The organism is Nonomuraea roseola (genome assembly GCF_039535395.1).
Classification (GTDB): Bacteria; Actinomycetota; Actinomycetes; order Streptosporangiales; family Streptosporangiaceae; genus Nonomuraea; species Nonomuraea roseola.
Window position 1 is genome coordinate 1,928,162 of sequence record NZ_BAAAXC010000015.1, and the last position, 16,299, is coordinate 1,944,460.

Consider the following 16,299-nt stretch of genomic DNA (forward strand, 5'->3'; position numbering starts at 1 on the left):
GGCGCTCTCGCTTTCGGCATGATGACCTTCTGCGACATGACCACCGGTCCCGACGGCCAACACCTCAACATGGCGGACCGGCTGTCCGAAATTCACTCCCGCTATGGCCCGGACCACCTGGTCAGTAGATCAATCACCGTCTCGACCCCGTGCATCATGGCTGCCGTACATTCGGTCGAGGCCGCGATCCTGGCGCGTGAAGCCGCTGGGTGACGTCACGCTGCTCAGTCGCCGACGTCGGCAAGGTATTCGGCGCTGACGGCGCGCAGCTTGCTCTCTGCGACAAGGGCCTCGTCGAGGGTCAGCATCACTGAGCCGACCTCGACCAGCCGATGCCCGACCTTGGAGAACAGCACCATCCTGCCGTTCGACTCATGCCGCCAAAGCCAACGATCCGCCGCGAGCCTTTCACAACCGGGCTTGGCATCTTCCCGACTCCACGCCGCACATGCCCGACGTGGATCCTCGTTGTCGGTGATACGGATGAGCACGTCGGCTTCGCTCTCTCGATCCTTGGCGTAGCCGAGTTCCGTGGTGCGGTCGGCGAGAGGCAATGTCCTGACCAGCCGGCGATCCGGGACGATAGCAGGCACCGCCAACGGGACGGACTCGCGGAGATAGGTGATGTACTCACTCCGCCGATGCCGCTGTTCCGTCTCCGCTCGCCGTTCTTGGATCGTCGCCGTCGTGATCACGCATGTGCACACCACCACAGCGGCGATCACACGTGGCACCAGTGACGTGGTGCCCGTCAGCCGTGCCCAGGTAACGGAGCCTGGCATGATCTGGACCCCAGGCCAGCTTCGCGAGTTCCTCGCTTCCGCAGCGGAACACCGGCTGTTCGCCTTCTTCCACCTGGCCGCCTACACCGGCGCTCGACGCGGGGAACTGCTCAACCTGCGCTGGTCCGACGTCGACCTGGAGACGCCCCAGATCCATATCACTGGCTCAGCGGCCGTGATCGACCGGCAACGGGTCGAGGGAACCACGAAGAGCGGGCGCTCGCGCGTCGTGTCCCTGGATCACGGCACCGTCAAGGTTCTCAAGGCCCACCGCGCCCGTCAGGACGAGGAACGCCTCAAGCTCGGCCCGGAGTGGAGGGGCGGGGGCGCCTATGTCTTCACGACTGGATGGGGAGACCCGCTCTTCCCCGATACGCCCAGCTCACTCATGCCGAAGCTCATCGCCGCTTTCAACAAGCAGCATTCGAAGACGCCGCTCCCCCACGCCCGGCTTCACGACCTCCGGCACATCCACGCGACGACCCTGCTTCTAGCCAGCGTCCCTGTTCATGTCGTCGCTGCTCGCCTCGGCCACGCGGATCCCGCCATCACCCTCCGCGTCTACGCTCATGTCGTCCATGAGCAAGCCACCGCATCCGCCAACGTCTTCGCCAGCATGGTTGAAGAGGCCCGTTAGTACACGGATACCTACTGTGGCACTCAGCGCAGAAGCGCGTGCGTTCCCCGGTTGTAGTCATCGACTTTTGGCCGACTTTTCGCCGCTGCCAAAAGTCGGCCAAAAGTCGGGTGACGCCGCTACGATGATGCGGAGCATGGTTACCTGTGAACCTGCCACGCAAGCAGATGCCCGCCCTTGATTTGAGCCTCTTAGGCGGGCATCCGTTGCTCTAGGGCCTGGTGGTCACTCTTCCACCGGGCCCTACCTCTTTAGCAGCCAGTCGATAATGATCAAGATGGCTCGCACACCGTGCGAGACCCACTCGATCCGGTTGAGCTGCTTCTTTCGTCCGCGCCTAGACATGCTCCTCCTTCTGACGCGCGGAGTGGAACTGGCCATGCCAGTCGCTCCGCTGGGTCATTACTGCGCGAGGAGATGGCGACTCGACGGACGCATGAAAGCTTAGGACCTTCGCGATCCCCACGTTTGGGAATTGTGCACTTATCCACGGCTCGTTCGAGGTGACCCTTAGCTGCCATGCGCACCGCTCCGGCCACCTCCAGGAGGAGCCGTTAGCAGGGGCGTTAGCAAGATCGCCAGATTGTCCGGACAAACGAGAAGCCCCTGAACAAGGACTCCCTGTTCAGGGGCTTCACTACTCGGAGCCGACGAGGGGAATCGAACCCCTGACCTTCTGTTTACAAGACAGATGCTCTGCCGATTGAGCTACGTCGGCACGGCCCAACAGTCTAGACGCTACCGCCGCCGATGACGAGCGACCTCGTACAACGTCACCCCAGCCGCCACCCCTGCATTGAGCGACTCCGCCGCCGCATGCATCGGGATGCGGGCCACCACGTCGCACTGTTCGCTCACCAACCGCGACAGCCCCTTCCCCTCAGACCCGACCACCACGACGAGAGGCTCCTGCAGGAGCTCCACCTCGTCGATGTCGACGCGGCCCGCGCCGTCCAGGCCCACCACGAACAGGCCCGCCTCGCGGTACTCGCGCAGCGCGGCCGTCAGGTTGGACGCGCGGGCGACGCGGAGGTTGGCGAGGGCGCCCGCCGAGGTCTTCCAGGCGCCGCCGGTGACGCCGGCCGCCCTGCGCGAGGGGATGAGCATCCCGTGCGCGCCGAAGGCCGTGGCCGAGCGGGCGATGGCGCCCAGGTTGCGCGGGTCGGTGACGCCGTCGAGCGCGACGATCAGCGGGACCTCGGCGGCGTCGTGCGCGATCTCGATGAGCTCGGAGGGGTGCGCGTAGGAGTAGGCCGGGATCTGCAGGGCGACGCCCTGGTGGACGGCGCCCTCGGTGAGCCGGTCGAGCTTGTCGCGGCTGACCTCGAGCAGCGCGACGCCGTTGTCCGCGGCGACCTTGATGGCCTCGCGGACGCGGTCGTCGTTGTCGATGCGCTGGGCGACGTAGAGCGCGTTGGCGGGGACGCCCGCCACAAGCGCCTCGAGGACCGGGTTGCGCCCGCCGATGTACTCGGGCGCGTCCTCGGAGCGCTTCTGCCGTACCGGAGCCTTGGAGGAGGCTCCGCCCCGATCCTCGCGGGCGATGCGCTCACCGCGGGCCTTGTCCTTGTACCAGTGCCTCATGTGCGCAGGCGGAGTCGCGCCCTTGCCTTCCAGGGACCGGCGTACGTTGCCACCTGTGCCCTTGGCCGGTCCCTTCTTCTTGGAGGGCCTGCCCGACGCTCTTCCACCTGCTGCCATGCAACCAAGGGTACTAGCGGGACAACTCCCATCGCGCCCCGTGCGGAGTGTCCTCGACTGTGACGCCCGCTGCGGTGAGCCCGTCCCTGATCGCGTCGGCGGCCGCGAAGTCCTTGCGCGCCCTGGCCAGGGCGCGCTGGTCGAGGGCAACCTTGACGAGCGCGTCGACCACGGGACGAAGGCCGGAGTCGCCCGTGCGCCACTGCGGCGAACGGGGGTCGAGGCCCAGGACGTCGAGCATGGTCTGGGTCTCGGCCAGCAGCCTGGCCACGGCCTCCTTGTCGCCGCGCGCCAGCGCCACGTTGCCCTCGCGCACCACCTCGTGGATGACCGCGAGGGCCTGGGGGGTGCCCAGGTCGTCGTCGAGGGCGTCGACGAAGGCCTGGGGCAGGGGCGCGTCGGCGTCGACGTCGTGGATGACCTCGGCCGCCCGTGTGACGAATCCCTCGATGCGCTGGTAGGCGGCGGCCGCCTCGAGCAGCGCCTCCTCGGAGTAGTCGATCGAGGAGCGGTAGTGCGGCGCCGCCAGGTAGTAGCGCAGCTCCACCGGCCTGACCCGCTCCAGCAGGTCGGGGATCAGCAGCGAGTTGCCGAGCGACTTGCTCATCTTCTCGGCGCCGATCTTGAGCATGCCGTTGTGCATCCAGTAGCGGGCGAACCCGTCGCCGGCCGCCTGCGACTGCGCGATCTCGTTCTCGTGGTGCGGGAAGATCAGGTCGAGCCCGCCGCCGTGGATGTCGAAGGTGGAGCCGAGGTACTTGGTGGCCATGGCCGAGCACTCCAGGTGCCAGCCGGGACGGCCCGGCCCCCACGGCGTGGGCCAGATCGGCTCGCCGGGCTTCTCGCCCTTCCACAGCGCGAAGTCGCGCGGGTCGCGCTTGCACGACTCGTCGTCGGTGTCGCCAGCGGCGCGCATGTTCTCGAGCTTCTGGTTGGACAGCTTGCCGTACTCGGAGGCGTAGGACTGGACGTTGAAGTAGACGTCGCCGCCCGAGGCGTAGGCGTGGCCGCGCTCGATGAGGCGCTGCATGAGCGTGACCATCTCGGGCACGTGCCCGGTCGCTCGCGGCTCGACGGTCGGCGGCAGGCAGCCAAGCGTGTCGTACGCCCAGGCGAAGGCGCGCTGGTTGCGCTCGGCGACGACGAACCACGGCACGCCCTCGGCCGCGGCCACCCGAATGATCTTGTCGTCGATGTCGGTCACGTTCCGGCAGAACGTCACGTCGTAGCCGGAACGCGTCATCCAGCGCCTGAGCACGTCGAAGTTCACACCGGAGCGGATGTGCCCGATGTGCGGAGGCGCCTGCACGGTGGCCCCACACAGGTAAATCGACGCCCGGCCGGCTTCGACCGGAACGAATTCACGGATGGCGCGCGTGCTGGTGTCGTATAGGTGCAGGCTCACGAACGCAAGGCTAACGCCTCACCCCGCCTCACATGCCGAAGAATCAGCCCCTGAGAGTCACCTTCTCGGCACGGATGCGTACGATCAAGCGCTCGTTGCCGGGCATGTCCTCCCACGGCTTGCCCGTGTACTTGTGCGAGAGCTCCTGGATCAGCTCGCCGGTGGGGTCGTCCTCCATGACCACGCGGCCACGCACCTCGGCGTACCTGAACGGGTTGGCGGGGTCGATGACGAGAATGCTGGCCCTGGGGTCGCGCGCGAAGTTACGCGGCTTGCGCCGTCCCTTCACCGTGGAGAACAGGATGTCGTCCCCGTCGGTCCGCACCCACACCACGCTCGACTGCGGCCCGCCGTCGGGGTTGATGCTCGTCACTGTGGCGTAGTTGGCGGCGTCGAACAGCTTGCGTACGTCCTCGTTCATGAACACCATTGTTCTGTAGGCTCGAACCCGCCATGGATGTGACTCCCCCCTCCGCTCTGCGCCGCATCGGCATCGCGCTCGCCGGGCTCGCCGTCGCGGGCCTGACCGCCGCCGCCTGTGTCCTCTCCTTCGACGACCTGCGCGCCCTCGCCGTTCTCGGTACGGCCCGCGCCGACCTCGCCTATCTCTACCCCGCGGGCTTCGACGCCCTGCTGGTGGTCGCGCTGATCAGCGTGCTGCTGCTGCGCTCGGGGCGACTGCTCGTGCGCGCCCAGGCGGCCGTCGTGCTGGTGCTGCTCATCGTGGCCGCCGCCACCGTCAACGTGCTCGCCGCGGTCGGCGGCCTCACCCGCCTGCCCGCCCAGCCGGTGGCGGTGGGCGTGGCGGTCACGCCGTGGGTGCTGCTGGCGGTGGCGCTGTGGCTGTGGCTGGTGTTGATCAAACACGTGCAGACGCGCCGCGCGGCCCCCGACGAGCCAGGCGGTACGGCGGAGCCCGACATCGTGCCCTTCCGCGGACATCGTGAGGCGCCTCCCCTGACCGGCTCGGCCGAGCAGGAGCCCGAGCCGACCCCGGTGATCGGGCCCACCCCCGCCCCGGAGACGCCGCCGGTGTCGCAGCTGCCCTCGATCCCCGAGCCCTCCATCCCGGTGTCGGAGCGTGTCGCCCGTTGGGAGGCCGAGTCACACAGGAGGGTCGAGGAGGAGCGGCGCGCCGTACCCGAGCCACGCCCGGACCCCGACCCCCTGGACCAGGCGCCACGCCCTGGCCCCGACCCCTTGGCCCAGGCGCCCGCAGGCGCTCCCGGCGTGGCGGAGACCCACCCGACGGCAGGCCACCCAACGGAGGCCGACCCAACGGACGCCTACCCAACGGACGCCTACCCAACGGACGCTGCCGTGGGCGACCCCGTCCGAGCAGAGGACCCCGTAGGGGCGGCTCGCGCCGCCGAGGAGGCCCGCGCGGAGGACGCCCGCAGGGACAAGGCTCAGGCGGAGGAGGCTCAGGCGGAGGAGATCCGCGCGGAGGAGATCCGCGCGGAAGCTCTCCAGGCAGAGGCTCTCCGGGCCGAGGCTGAGGAGGCTCGGCTGCGGGAGGTCGCCGCGGAGGAGGCTCGACTGCGGGAGGAGGCTCGCAGGGAGGAGATGCGGCTGGAGGAGAGCGCGCCGGTGACCTGGGAGGCCCCGGAGGACGACACCGCGCCGCACCACCCTCTCTCGCAGGACGACACGGCCCCACATCACCTCCCCTCGTCGGGTGACACGGCGCCGCACCACATCCCCTCGGCGGTCGCGCACCCGGAAGCCCAGGAGCCATCGGCCGCCCCCCAAGTCGCCGAAGCAGCGCCCGCCCCCGAAGCCGAGCCCGCGCCCACGCCTGAGCCCGAACCCGCGCCCGAGCGGCGGCGGCCCGTTCGCTGGGGGGATCTGCGCAGGACCGCGCCCGCCGACGTGCTCGTCCACCCCCGCCCCGACGCCAACCGCGACGCCGACACCCAGCCCGTCCGCGTCATCACCGACCGCACCCCGAACCCGCAGAAGACGTTCGCCGCGGCCGACGGCCCCGACCCCGGCCACGGCCCCGAGGCGGCCGACGAGAGCGAGCCCACGCACGGCCCCGCCCAAGCCGGCCCGCATCACACCGGGGATCCCACAGCGCCGCAGGACGCCGGTGAACCTCACTCGAAGCTCGCCGGTGAACCTCCGGCACCGGATCGTGCTGCGGAGCCCTCCTCTCCGTCCACCGGGGACTTCGCCGGCGAGCACGACGCGCCGTACGCCGACGCCCCCTCAGGACGCCTGCGCAGCACCCCACGCCCTCCCGAGGAGGAGTGACCCTCGAGCCCGCGCCCGCCGAGAGGGGGCGCAGGGGCGGCGGAGAGGGGGCCGCGGTGGGCGGCCGCCGTACGAGCCGCTCCCCCGCCCGAAGACCGCCTGCAAAGCCACGATCGCCGGTGCGCTCAGCGCACCGGCGATCTGATGGCCTAGAGGTCCGTCTCCCTGAGGGATGCTGCTGAAGAGGGAACGGGAAACGAACCCTTACTGCTGTACGGCGGCAGCCTCCGTCTCAGCGCGCGAACGCCTCACACCCCGAGGTTCGGCGAGGCTGAGAGGAGCCTCCTGCCGCCTAAACGCTCGTGCCGCGACGGAGACCCGCCACAATGCCCACGCCGACAATGGCCAGGACGACCTGCATCACCAGTTCGATCCAGTCGATGCCAGGGGTCGTCTGTACGCCCAGGACCTGGGCGAGAGCGGTGCCGATCAGTGCCGCCACGATGCCGACCACGATGGTCAGGATCCAGCCGATGGCCTGCCTGCCGGGAAGCAGAAGACGACCGATCGCGCCGATGACGGCACCGATGACGATGGCGCCGAGGATGGATGCGATTGTCATGAGAACCTCCCCGTGAGAGTGAGATCTTCACTTCTCACGGGAGTGGATTACCCCTCTACACCGCGATTATCGCGTCCATGCCGAAGACGCAGGTCAGCGTGTACCCCTGCTCATCTGGGCCCGCGCGAGGATGAACACTCCTATGACCGCGAAGAGGATCTGCAGGCCGTGCTGGATCCAGTTGATGCCCCGCGTCTCGCTCACTCCGAGCAGGTAGGCCACGAAGGTGCCGAGGAGCGCGCCTACGACGCCCACCACCCAGGTCATGGCGATCGACATGTCCTGCTTGCCGGGCACGATGAGCCTCGCGATCGCGCCGATGATGATGCCGAAGACGATCGCGGAAATGATCGCACCGATCATGTCAGTCTCCCCCCGTGACGATGACATGTCAGAACTGGACATACCCGACATCGTCGCAGCTTACGCACGCCAAAGGCGACGGTCCGTACCGCGCCAGTGACGGACCGTCGCCCTCGGTGGCATGGCGGGCTAGGCACCACCCGCCGGGACTACCCCTCGCTAGAAAGACGCGCCAGAGCCCGTATCGGTTGTCCTGGCGACGACGAGCGCGGTCGCGAACGCCGCGATGCCCTCGCCCCGCCCGGTCAGGCCGAGCCCGTCGGTGGTGGTGGCGCTGACGCTCACGGACGCGCCCACGGCAGCACTCAGCGCCTTCTCCGCCTCGGTACGGCGCGGCGCCAGCTTGGGCCTGTTGCCGACCACCTGGATGGCCACGTTGCCGATCTCGAAGCCGGCGGCGCGCACCACGCGGGCGCTCTCCTCCAGCAGCGCGACGCCGGTGGCGCCTGCCCATCGTGGATCGGACGTGCCGAACAGGCCGCCCAGGTCGCCGAGGCCCGCTGCGGACAGCAGCGCGTCACAGGCGGCATGAGCGGCGGCGTCGCCGTCGGAGTGGCCCTCGAGCCCTGTCTCGCCCGGCCAGTGGAGGCCGGCCAGATGGAGCTCACGGCCAGACGCGAACGGGTGGACGTCGACTCCGACGCCCACCCGTGGCAGATTCGTGTTCAGGAGTTGAGAACCTCGTCGAGCAGGGCCTCGGCCTTGTCCTCGTTGGTCTTCTCCGCGAGAGCCAGCTCGCTCACCAGTATCTGACGGGCCTTGGCGAGCATGCGCTTCTCGCCCGCCGACAGGCCGCGCTCGCGGTCACGACGCCAGAGGTCCCGAACGACTTCGGCGACCTTGTTGACATCACCCGACGCGAGCTTTTCAAGATTTGCCTTGTAACGCCGCGACCAGTTGGTCGGCTCCTCGGTGTGGGGCATGCGCAGAACGTCGAAAACGCGCTCAAGGCCTTCCTGGCCAACGACATCGCGCACACCAACAAGTTCCGCGTTCTCCGCAGGCACCTGGACGGTAAGGTCGCCCTTGTCGACCTTGAGAACCAGGTAGGTCTTTTCCACACCCTTGATGGTCCGGGTCGTGATTTCTTCGATCCGTGCAGCCCCGTGGTGGGGGTAGACGACAGTGTCGCCGACCTGGAAAGTCATGTGACAAGTACCCCTTCCGCTGTACTCCAGGGTACCACGCGTTCACAGCCTCCCGGAACAGTGAAATCACCATAACTGCAGGTCAAAGGCGCATATTACCACTTGACAACCGTTCAACTCTGTGAATCACAGAGTCTGACATACCGAATGACCTGCGGGGGCGCGGATATGACCATGAAGGCGGATGGATAAGGTAGGCGCTGCCCCAACTCGCACGCGTGCCATAAGGAGAACCCGCCCGTGACCAGCCGTCGCTGGATTATCGCCGCCGCTGCGTTCCTTGCCGCACCGGTACTGGCCGGCTGCGCCGCCGGATTCGACGCCAACACCAACAAGCCCTATGCCCCGAACGAGGCCGCCGCACTCATCCAGGACGGCTCCTACGGCACGCGCGGCATCAAGATCCCCCAGGCGTTCGTGCTCGGCCCCGACTCGGGCGCCAAGCTCGCTCAGGGCGGCTCCGCCCCCGTCTACCTCCACTTCGTCAACACCAACGGCGCGGCCGACCAGCTCGTGGGCGTCGTCGCCGAGGGGCTCGGCAACGTGAAGCTCGCCGCCCCGATCGCGCTGCCGAGCAACCAGGGCGTGAACACCGGCAAGCCCACGCCCCAGATCATGATCGAGGGCCTCACCAAGCCGCTGAGCGGCGGCGAGAGCGTCAAGCTCGACCTGCAGTTCGCCAACGCGGGCGTGGTGCCCGTCACGGTGCCCGTGATCACCCGCAGCCGTGAGTACATGGCCTATCCCATGGCTCCCGGCGCCACCCCCGCTCCGCCCACGCCGACGCCGTCCGCGACGACCGCCGCCGAGTCGGGTCACTGACGCCGCTTTCCGTTCGGAGGGGCGCTCTCCGCGCCTCTCCACACGACAGAGGGCGCCGTCCGCGCCCTCCCCTCACGACAGGGGGCGCCGTCCGCGCCTCTCCGCACGACGAGGGCGCCGTCCGCGCCCTCCCCGCACGGCAGAGGGCGCTCTCCACGCCCTTCCCGCACGACGGGGGACTCTCCGTGCCCCTCCTCGTACGGCAGGGGGCTTTCCGTGCCCTTCCCGTACGGCACGCCCGATCGGCGCCTCCGTCCCCGCAGGGTGCCCGTCCGGCGCGGGCGGGCCCCGGGCGGGACTCCGGTCCCCGCCGTCACGGCGAGACGTGAGAGGGCCCCCTCAGGCCCCTCAGGCCCCTCAGGCCCCTGGAACAGCGAAACCCCGCCTGCCGTACGGCAGGCGGGGTTTTCGGTGTGGCGTCAGTCCTCGACGGGGTCGAACTTGTAGCCCAGGCCACGCACGGTCAGGATGCAGCGGGGGTTGGAAGGATCGGCCTCGACCTTGGCGCGCAGCCGCTTGACGTGCACGTCGAGCGTCTTGGTGTCGCCCACGTAGTCGGCGCCCCAGACCCTGTCGATGAGCTGGCCACGGGTCAGCACCCTGCCCGCGTTGCGCAGCAGCACCTCGAGGAGCTCGAACTCCTTCAACGGCAGCTGCACCTGCTCACCGCGCACGGCCACGATGTGCCTGTCCACGTCCATCCTGACGGGCCCGGCCGCCAGCACCGCCGACTCCAGCTCCTCCACCGTGTCCCCCTGCCGCCGCAGCACCGCGCGGATGCGGGCGACGAGCTCCCTGGAGGAGAACGGCTTGGTGACGTAGTCGTCGGCGCCCAGCTCGAGGCCGACCACCTTGTCGATCTCGCTGTCCTTGGCGGTCAGCATGATGACGGGCACCTTGGAGCGCTGCCGCAGCGAGCGGCAGACCTCGGTGCCGGGCAGCCCCGGCAACATCAGGTCGAGCAGCACCAGGTCGGCGCCGTTGCGGTCGAAGGTGTCGAGCGCCTCGGGTCCGGTCGTCGCGACCGAGACCTCGAACCCCTCCTTGCGCAACATGTAGGACAGGGCGTCGGAGAACGACTCCTCGTCCTCCACGACGAGAACGCGGGTCACAATCCCTCCTTAGTCGGGTTCGCGACCCGAAGCGTGAGCTGGTTGGTGTTGGCTTCGCGCCGCTCAGCCATTGGCGGCCTCCAGGGAGCGTTGGACGGGTACGGCGGAGCCGCCGAACGCCGGCAGGCGCAGCGTGAAGGTGGAGCCCGAACCCTCCTTGCTCCACACGCTCACCTCGCCCGCGTGCGCCACGGCGACGTGCTTGACGATGGCGAGGCCGAGGCCGGTGCCACCGGTCGCGCGGGACCTGGCCGCGTCGACCCTGAAGAACCTCTCGAAGATGCGCTCCAGCGACTCCTCGGGGATGCCGATGCCCTGGTCGCTCACGCTGATCTCGACCGAGTCGCCCGCGGGCCTGGCGCTGACCACGACCCTGGTGTGCTCCGGGCTGTAGGCGATGGCGTTGTCGATGAGGTTGCGCAGCGCGGTGACGAGCAGTTCGTCGTCGCCCCAGATGCGCAGCCCCTCGGTGCCGCCCGCCACCAGCGTGATGTCCTTGGCGAGGGCCTTGGTGTTGCAGTGGTCGATCGCGTCGTGGACCGCCTCGTCGATCGGGACCTGTCCCGGCGTCGGGATGGGCTCGGCGCCCTGGATCCTCGACAGCGTGATGAGGTCCTGCACCAGGTAGGTGAGCCTCGCCGCCTCGTGCTGCATCCTGCCCGCGAAGCGGGTGACCGCCTCGGGGTCGTCGGCCGCGTCCTGGATCGTCTCGGCGAGCAGGCTGAGCGCGCCCACCGGGGTCTTGAGCTCGTGGCTGACGTTGGCGACGAAGTCGCGGCGGACGGCCTCGACCCTGCGCCGCTCGGTCTGGTCCTCCGCGAGCACGAGCACCTGGCCGTGGGAGCCGAGGGGCGCCACGCGCACCGCGAAGTTCGTGACCTCCTGGCCGAACTTGTGTCCCGCGACGTCGATCTCGCTCTCGCGGATCTCACCGTCGCGCCGTACCTGCCTGGCCAGCGCGAGGAGCTCGGCGGCCATCATCCGGTCACCCTTCACTAAACCGAAGGCCCTCGCGGCCGAGCTGGCGCGCAGGACGCGGTCGTGAGCGTCCAGCACCACCGCGGAGGAGGGCAGTACGGCCAGAACGGAGGCTACGCCCTGCGGAAGGGCGCCGGTCTCCGCGTCATCTGCTGCGTCGGCCTTGCCCGGAATCTCGATCTGGTTCCGGTAGAACAGGACAGCGACAGCCCCGACGACGAATCCGGCCAAAGCCGCAAAGCTCATGGCCATCTCACCCATGCGCATCCTTCCTGAGTCCTACGACTCGATGGTAGGCGGCCTTTTCGGGCTTACAGACCCCTCACCAGGGCATGAACGGGGCCTTTCCCGGAAAGTTCATCTCTCGGTCGGGGTTCGTTCATCGCGTGACACGTACGGTGACGGCATGCGTGACGCCTACCACGAAGAACTCGATTCGCTGACTGACAAGCTGGTGGAAATGACCAGGCTTGTCCGCTCGGCCATCTCGAGGGCCACCACCGCCCTCCTCGACGCCGACCTGCCGCTGGCCGAGAGCGTCATCTCGCACGACGAGGAGATCGACCGGATCTTCGCGGACATCGAGGCCTCCATCTACGAACTGATGGCCAGGCAGCAGCCCGTCGCCATCGACCTGCGCATGGTCATCACCGCGCTGCGCATGGGCACCGACCTGGAGCGCATGGGCGACCTGGCCGAGCACGTGGCCAAGGTGGCCAGGCTGCGCCACCCCGACTCGGCGATCCCGCCGGAGATCCGCTCCACGATCGTGCAGATGGGCCAGATCGCCGAGAGCCTCATCACGAAGGCGGGCTCCTGCGTTGCCAGCCGCGACGTGGAGGCGGCGATGGAGCTCGAGCATGACGACGACGCGATGGACAGGCTGCACAGGCGGCTGTTCAAGGAGATCCTGCACAAGGACTGGAAGCACGGCGTGGAGCCGGCGATCGACATCACGCTGATCGGCCGCTACTACGAGCGCTACGCCGACCACGCGGTCAGGGTGGCGCGCGACGTCGTCTACCTGGTCACCGGATCCCGCCCGTCCTGAGGCCGTCCGGCGGCCGTCGCCGGCTCACCGTGCGCTGTTGAGGAAGGTCAGCACGGCGAGGACCCTGCGGTGGCCGCCGTCGGAGGGCGGCAGGCCGAGCTTGGAGAAGATGTTGCCGACGTGCTTGTGCACGGCGTTGTCGGTGACGAAGAGCCGCTTGCCGATCTCGGTGTTGCCGAGGCCCTGGGCCATCAGAGCGAGCACCTCGCGCTCGCGGTTGGTGAGCGCGTCGACGGCGTTCCCCCCGGCCATGAGCTGCGCGATGACCTCGGGGTCCATGACGGTCCCTCCGTCGGCGACCCTGCGCAGGTCGTCGACGAACTCGCCGACCCTGCTCACCCTGTCCTTGAGCAGGTAACCGACGCCGCCCGAGCCGTCGGAGAGCAGTTCGCGCGCGTACACCTTCTCGACGTACTGCGACAGGACCAGCACCGGCATGCCCCTGTGCGCCTGCCTGATCGCCAGCGCCGCCCTGATGCCCTCGTCGCGGAAGGTCGGCGGCAGTCGGACGTCGGCGATCACGGCGTCGGGTCTGTGCTGCTCCACGGCCTCCATGAGCCCCTGCGCGTCGGTGACGATGGCGGCCACGTCGATGCCCTTGGTGCCGAGCAGCAGTTCGAGCCCTGCCGAGAGCAGGACGTTGTCCTCGGCGATCACGACGCGCACGGCAGCTCCACGTTGATCGCGGTGGGCCCGCCGGGCGGACTGGAGACGAGCACGGTGCCGTCGAGCGCGGCGACCCTGCGCCGGATGCCGACCAGGCCCGTGCCGCGGCTCTCGTCGGCGCCGCCGATGCCGTCGTCGGTGACCTCGACGAGCAGCCTGCCGTCGTGCCTGCTCATCCGCACCGCGACGCGGGTGGCCCCGCTGTGCTTGGCGGCGTTGGTGAGCGTCTCGGCCACGATGAAGTAGGCGGCCGCCTCGACGGCGGCCGGCAGCCTGCCGAGCTCGCCCAGGTCCAGCTCGGCGGGTACGGCCGAGCCCGCGGCCAGCGAGGCCAGAGCGCCCTCCAGCCCCCTGTCGGCCAGGATCGGCGGGTACATCGTGCGGATCACGTCGCGCAGCTCGGTCATGGCCTCCTCCGTCCCCTCGTGCGCCTCCTGCAGCAGTCTGGCGAGCGTGCCCGACTCGTCGGGAGGAAGCGCCTCCCTCGCCACGCCCAGCCGCATCGCGATGGCCACGAGCCTGGCCTGGGTGCCGTCGTGCAGGTCGCGTTCGATGCGGCGCAGTTCGGCGCCGTGGGCGTCGAGCACGCCCGCGCGGCTCTCGGTCAGCTCGCCGACCCGTTCGGCCAGCTGCTCCTCGGCCGAGGGCTCCAGCGCGGCCAGGCACACGCGGGCCTCCCACCGCGCCAGGCGCGGCATCGCCCACGCGGTGAGCGCCCCGCCGAGCACGATCTGCACGGCGCCCAGACCGAGCGCGCTGCCCCATCCCGTCACGGGGACCGCCAGCAGAACCGTCATCGGTTCGTCCACGGGGAAGATCCACCACGCCGTGGCCGCGACGAGGCCGCCCACCGAAAGGCCGACGCAGAAGAGCGCGCCCAGCCCCGCGGCGAGGCCGATCACTATGTGCTGAAGGACCCAGCGCAGGTCGCGCCTGTTCCCTCTGTCGTCGAGCAGCTGACGCCACTGCGCGCCAACGCCCTTGGCCAGGGTCGCGGACCGAGGGGTGATGGTGACGCCGAGCAGCTCGGCGGCCCTGCGGCGGTGCCACTCGGCCCACAGCCGCAGGCCCGCCACCATCCGGGGGAACACCACGAGCCCGACGCCGCCCAGCCCGGTGGAGAGCGCGCCGACCGCGAGGAATGGCACGACGAGAATCGCCGCGAGCGCCGTCGGCAGGCCGATCAGGAGATATCGGCTACCGCGCCACACTTGGTCCCAACGTTCACGCATGCCGTCCAGTCTGCTGTAACGCGCGAACAGCTCGCACTACAGCAGACTCCACCTTCCGGCCGTACGGCCCGTCAGCGGCCCTGGTTGGCGACGGCCTCGATGGCCGCCTTCGCCGCCGCGGGGTCGAGGTACTCGCCGCCGCGCACGAGCGGGTGGAAGTCGGCGTCGAGCTCGTAGCGCAGCGGGATGCCCGTGGGGATGTTCAGCCCCGCGATGTCGTCGTCGGAGATGCCGTCGAGGTGCTTGACCAGGGCGCGCAGCGAGTTGCCGTGCGCGACGACCAGCACCGTGCGGCCCGCGACCAGGTCGGGCACGATCGAGTCGTACCAGTAGGGCAGCATGCGGTCGACGACGTCCTTGAGGCACTCGGTCCTCGGCATCAGCTCCGACGGCAGCGTCGCGTAGCGGGCGTCGCCCGCCTGGGAGTACTCGTCGTCGTCGTCGAGGGGCGGCGGCGGCACGTCGTAGGAGCGGCGCCAGAGCATGAACTGCTCCTCGCCGAACTCCTCGCGCGTCTGGGCCTTGTTCTTGCCCTGCAGCGCGCCGTAGTGGCGCTCGTTCAGCCGCCACGAGCGGACGACCGGCAGCCAGGCCAGGTCGGCCGCGTCGAGCGCCAGGTTGGCGGTGCGGATCGCGCGGGTCAGCAGGCTGGTGTGGACCACGTCGGGCCTGATGCCGGCCTCGACCAGCAGTTCGCCACCCCTGCGGGCCTCCTCCTCACCCTTGGGTGACAGGGGGGCGTCCACCCAGCCGGTGAACAGGCCCTTGACATTCCATTCGCTCTCGCCGTGCCGTACGAGCACCAAAGTCGCCATGCGGACAAGCCTAGCGAGCGGGCTTGCGTGCCACACCACACAGGAAATACGGGGGCGAATCCCTGAACGGGACGTGGTCGGGGTCCTCGGGGCGCCACTCGGGCAGGTTGACCATCCCCGGCTCCACCAGGTCGAGCCCGTCGAACAGGGCGATGATCTCCGCGGAGCCGCGTGCGGTGAACGGCGCGGACGCCTCCTGGTAGACGCGCTCGACGCCGGGCGCGATCTCGGGCCTGATGTCCTTGCAGGCGTGGGAGAGCGCCATGAAGCTGCCGGGCGCCATAGCGGAGGTGAGCGTCGCCATGATGGGCCTGGGGTCGTCCTGGATGAAGTGGACGATCGCCACCATCAGGACGGCGACCGGCCTGGAGAGGTCGAGGTGCTCGCCGGCGTCGGCGAGCAGGCGCTCGGGCTCGCGTAGGTCGCCGTCGATGATCCGGACATGGGGGCGGTCCTGGAGCAGGGCGCGGGCGTGCGCGAGAACCTGGGGGTCGTTGTCGACATAGACGACCTTCGCCTCCTCGCCCGCCAGCTGGTGCACGTTCTCCTGCGTCGGCAGGCCGGTGCCGATGTCGAGAAACTGGGTGATGCCCTGTGCCCGGAGAAAACGGACCGCGCGCCCTAGAAAGGCGCGGTTCTCCCTCACCATGAAGGGGACCTGCGGAACGATCTCCAGCACCTTCTCCGCCGCCGCGCGATCGGCGGGGAAGTTGTCCTTGCCGCCGAGGTAATAGTCATACATTCGCGCGACATTAGGAATACTGGGATC

The 16,299-nt window shown here is 69.2% G+C and carries 19 protein-coding genes and 1 tRNA gene; 5 read left to right on the forward strand and 15 right to left on the reverse strand.

Going from position 1 to position 16,299, the window contains the following annotated elements:
* Nucleotides 1-18 precede the first annotated feature (18 nt).
* Nucleotides 19-213, forward strand: a complete 195-nt coding sequence (locus ABFX55_RS32105) for a hypothetical protein (RefSeq protein WP_346126415.1) — start codon at nucleotides 19-21, stop codon at nucleotides 211-213.
* An 11-nt stretch (nucleotides 214-224) separates the two neighbouring features.
* Here the strand turns inward: ABFX55_RS32105 and ABFX55_RS32110 are convergent, their stop codons facing one another.
* Nucleotides 225-695, reverse strand: a complete 471-nt coding sequence (locus ABFX55_RS32110; RefSeq protein WP_346126416.1) for a hypothetical protein — start codon at nucleotides 693-695, stop codon at nucleotides 225-227.
* Between ABFX55_RS32110 and ABFX55_RS32115 the strand changes: the two genes are divergently transcribed.
* The gene (locus ABFX55_RS32115; RefSeq protein ID WP_346126417.1) at nucleotides 688-1,419 is read left to right on the forward strand and encodes a site-specific integrase; all 732 of its coding nucleotides are present in this window, start codon (nucleotides 688-690) and stop codon (nucleotides 1,417-1,419) included. The genes ABFX55_RS32110 and ABFX55_RS32115 overlap by 8 nt on opposite strands.
* Before the next feature lie 645 nt (nucleotides 1,420-2,064).
* Here ABFX55_RS32115 and ABFX55_RS32120 read toward each other — a convergent pair.
* The 4 genes from ABFX55_RS32120 to ABFX55_RS32135 form a co-directional block, all read right to left on the reverse strand.
* A tRNA-Thr gene (locus ABFX55_RS32120) sits at nucleotides 2,065-2,137 on the reverse strand.
* A gap of 20 nt (nucleotides 2,138-2,157) precedes the next feature.
* Entirely contained in the window at nucleotides 2,158-3,120 is a 963-nt protein-coding gene (gene rlmB, locus ABFX55_RS32125; RefSeq protein ID WP_346126418.1) for a 23S rRNA (guanosine(2251)-2'-O)-methyltransferase RlmB, read from the reverse strand.
* Nucleotides 3,121-3,133: 13 nt separating this feature from the next.
* Nucleotides 3,134-4,525: a cysteine--tRNA ligase gene (cysS, locus tag ABFX55_RS32130; protein WP_346126419.1), complete on the reverse strand. Its 1,392-nt coding sequence runs from the start codon at nucleotides 4,523-4,525 to the stop codon at nucleotides 3,134-3,136.
* Nucleotides 4,526-4,568: 43 nt separating this feature from the next.
* On the reverse strand, nucleotides 4,569-4,946 hold the full coding sequence (locus ABFX55_RS32135) for a PPOX class F420-dependent oxidoreductase (RefSeq protein ID WP_346126420.1): 378 nt from the start codon (nucleotides 4,944-4,946) through the stop codon (nucleotides 4,569-4,571).
* A 32-nt stretch (nucleotides 4,947-4,978) separates the two neighbouring features.
* On the opposite strand from ABFX55_RS32135, the gene ABFX55_RS32140 reads away from it, so the two are divergent.
* Nucleotides 4,979-6,781 (forward strand): DUF2637 domain-containing protein, encoded by a 1,803-nt coding sequence (locus ABFX55_RS32140; protein ID WP_346126421.1) that lies wholly within the window; start codon nucleotides 4,979-4,981, stop codon nucleotides 6,779-6,781.
* A gap of 292 nt (nucleotides 6,782-7,073) precedes the next feature.
* Here the strand turns inward: ABFX55_RS32140 and ABFX55_RS32145 are convergent, their stop codons facing one another.
* The 4 genes from ABFX55_RS32145 to ABFX55_RS32160 form a co-directional block, all read right to left on the reverse strand.
* Nucleotides 7,074-7,343, reverse strand: a complete 270-nt coding sequence (locus ABFX55_RS32145; RefSeq protein WP_346126422.1) for a GlsB/YeaQ/YmgE family stress response membrane protein — start codon at nucleotides 7,341-7,343, stop codon at nucleotides 7,074-7,076.
* 93 nt (nucleotides 7,344-7,436) lie between these two features.
* Nucleotides 7,437-7,706 (reverse strand): GlsB/YeaQ/YmgE family stress response membrane protein, encoded by a 270-nt coding sequence (locus ABFX55_RS32150; RefSeq protein WP_183651164.1) that lies wholly within the window; start codon nucleotides 7,704-7,706, stop codon nucleotides 7,437-7,439.
* A gap of 159 nt (nucleotides 7,707-7,865) precedes the next feature.
* Nucleotides 7,866-8,354 (reverse strand): 2-C-methyl-D-erythritol 2,4-cyclodiphosphate synthase, encoded by a 489-nt coding sequence (gene ispF / locus ABFX55_RS32155; protein ID WP_183651167.1) that lies wholly within the window; start codon nucleotides 8,352-8,354, stop codon nucleotides 7,866-7,868.
* A gap of 17 nt (nucleotides 8,355-8,371) precedes the next feature.
* Nucleotides 8,372-8,854 carry a CarD family transcriptional regulator gene (locus tag ABFX55_RS32160; protein WP_181615762.1) on the reverse strand — a complete coding sequence of 161 codons (483 nt, stop codon included), beginning with the start codon at nucleotides 8,852-8,854 and terminating at the stop codon, nucleotides 8,372-8,374.
* A 240-nt stretch (nucleotides 8,855-9,094) separates the two neighbouring features.
* Between ABFX55_RS32160 and ABFX55_RS32165 the strand changes: the two genes are divergently transcribed.
* Nucleotides 9,095-9,676 (forward strand): copper chaperone PCu(A)C domain-containing protein, encoded by a 582-nt coding sequence (locus ABFX55_RS32165; RefSeq protein WP_346126423.1) that lies wholly within the window; start codon nucleotides 9,095-9,097, stop codon nucleotides 9,674-9,676.
* A 419-nt stretch (nucleotides 9,677-10,095) separates the two neighbouring features.
* On the opposite strand, the gene ABFX55_RS32170 is transcribed toward ABFX55_RS32165, so the two are convergent.
* Both ABFX55_RS32170 and ABFX55_RS32175 read right to left on the reverse strand, forming a co-directional pair.
* Nucleotides 10,096-10,788, reverse strand: coding sequence for a response regulator (locus ABFX55_RS32170; protein ID WP_192779499.1), 693 nt, complete (start codon nucleotides 10,786-10,788; stop codon nucleotides 10,096-10,098).
* 63 nt (nucleotides 10,789-10,851) lie between these two features.
* The gene (locus ABFX55_RS32175; RefSeq protein ID WP_183660240.1) at nucleotides 10,852-12,018 is read right to left on the reverse strand and encodes an ATP-binding protein; all 1,167 of its coding nucleotides are present in this window, start codon (nucleotides 12,016-12,018) and stop codon (nucleotides 10,852-10,854) included.
* A 154-nt stretch (nucleotides 12,019-12,172) separates the two neighbouring features.
* Between ABFX55_RS32175 and phoU the strand changes: the two genes are divergently transcribed.
* Nucleotides 12,173-12,817 (forward strand): phosphate signaling complex protein PhoU, encoded by a 645-nt coding sequence (gene phoU, locus ABFX55_RS32180; protein WP_183651176.1) that lies wholly within the window; start codon nucleotides 12,173-12,175, stop codon nucleotides 12,815-12,817.
* A gap of 24 nt (nucleotides 12,818-12,841) precedes the next feature.
* Here the strand turns inward: phoU and ABFX55_RS32185 are convergent, their stop codons facing one another.
* The 4 genes from ABFX55_RS32185 to ABFX55_RS32200 all read right to left on the reverse strand — a co-directional run bounded on the left by ABFX55_RS32185 (nucleotide 12,842) and on the right by ABFX55_RS32200 (nucleotide 16,272).
* Nucleotides 12,842-13,483 (reverse strand): response regulator transcription factor, encoded by a 642-nt coding sequence (locus ABFX55_RS32185; RefSeq protein WP_346126424.1) that lies wholly within the window; start codon nucleotides 13,481-13,483, stop codon nucleotides 12,842-12,844.
* Nucleotides 13,471-14,715, reverse strand: coding sequence for a sensor histidine kinase (locus ABFX55_RS32190; protein ID WP_346126425.1), 1,245 nt, complete (start codon nucleotides 14,713-14,715; stop codon nucleotides 13,471-13,473). Before ABFX55_RS32190 ends, ABFX55_RS32185 begins: the two co-directional genes overlap by 13 nt.
* A 71-nt stretch (nucleotides 14,716-14,786) precedes the next feature.
* Nucleotides 14,787-15,530 (reverse strand): phosphoglyceromutase, encoded by a 744-nt coding sequence (locus tag ABFX55_RS32195; protein WP_346126426.1) that lies wholly within the window; start codon nucleotides 15,528-15,530, stop codon nucleotides 14,787-14,789.
* Between the two features lie 10 nt (nucleotides 15,531-15,540).
* Nucleotides 15,541-16,272: an SAM-dependent methyltransferase gene (locus ABFX55_RS32200; protein ID WP_379478927.1), complete on the reverse strand. Its 732-nt coding sequence runs from the start codon at nucleotides 16,270-16,272 to the stop codon at nucleotides 15,541-15,543.
* Nucleotides 16,273-16,299 lie beyond the last annotated feature (27 nt).

Excerpts from the sequence above, each read along its gene's own strand:
- ABFX55_RS32105 (WP_346126415.1), top strand. The coding sequence starts at position 19 with ATGATGACCTTCTGCGACATGACCACCGGTCCCGACGGCCAACACCTC.
- rlmB (WP_346126418.1), bottom strand. The coding sequence starts at position 3,120 with ATGGCAGCAGGTGGAAGAGCGTCGGGCAGGCCCTCCAAGAAGAAGGGA.
- ABFX55_RS32135 (WP_346126420.1), bottom strand. The coding sequence starts at position 4,946 with ATGAACGAGGACGTACGCAAGCTGTTCGACGCCGCCAACTACGCCACA.
- ABFX55_RS32140 (WP_346126421.1), top strand. The coding sequence starts at position 4,979 with ATGGATGTGACTCCCCCCTCCGCTCTGCGCCGCATCGGCATCGCGCTC.
- ABFX55_RS32145 (WP_346126422.1), bottom strand. The coding sequence starts at position 7,343 with ATGACAATCGCATCCATCCTCGGCGCCATCGTCATCGGTGCCGTCATC.
- ABFX55_RS32150 (WP_183651164.1), bottom strand. The coding sequence starts at position 7,706 with ATGATCGGTGCGATCATTTCCGCGATCGTCTTCGGCATCATCATCGGC.
- ABFX55_RS32160 (WP_181615762.1), bottom strand. The coding sequence starts at position 8,854 with ATGACTTTCCAGGTCGGCGACACTGTCGTCTACCCCCACCACGGGGCT.
- ABFX55_RS32175 (WP_183660240.1), bottom strand. The coding sequence starts at position 12,018 with ATGGCCATGAGCTTTGCGGCTTTGGCCGGATTCGTCGTCGGGGCTGTC.
- phoU (WP_183651176.1), top strand. The coding sequence starts at position 12,173 with ATGCGTGACGCCTACCACGAAGAACTCGATTCGCTGACTGACAAGCTG.
- ABFX55_RS32190 (WP_346126425.1), bottom strand. The coding sequence starts at position 14,715 with ATGCGTGAACGTTGGGACCAAGTGTGGCGCGGTAGCCGATATCTCCTG.
- ABFX55_RS32195 (WP_346126426.1), bottom strand. The coding sequence starts at position 15,530 with ATGGCGACTTTGGTGCTCGTACGGCACGGCGAGAGCGAATGGAATGTC.
- ABFX55_RS32200 (WP_379478927.1), bottom strand. The coding sequence starts at position 16,272 with ATGTATGACTATTACCTCGGCGGCAAGGACAACTTCCCCGCCGATCGC.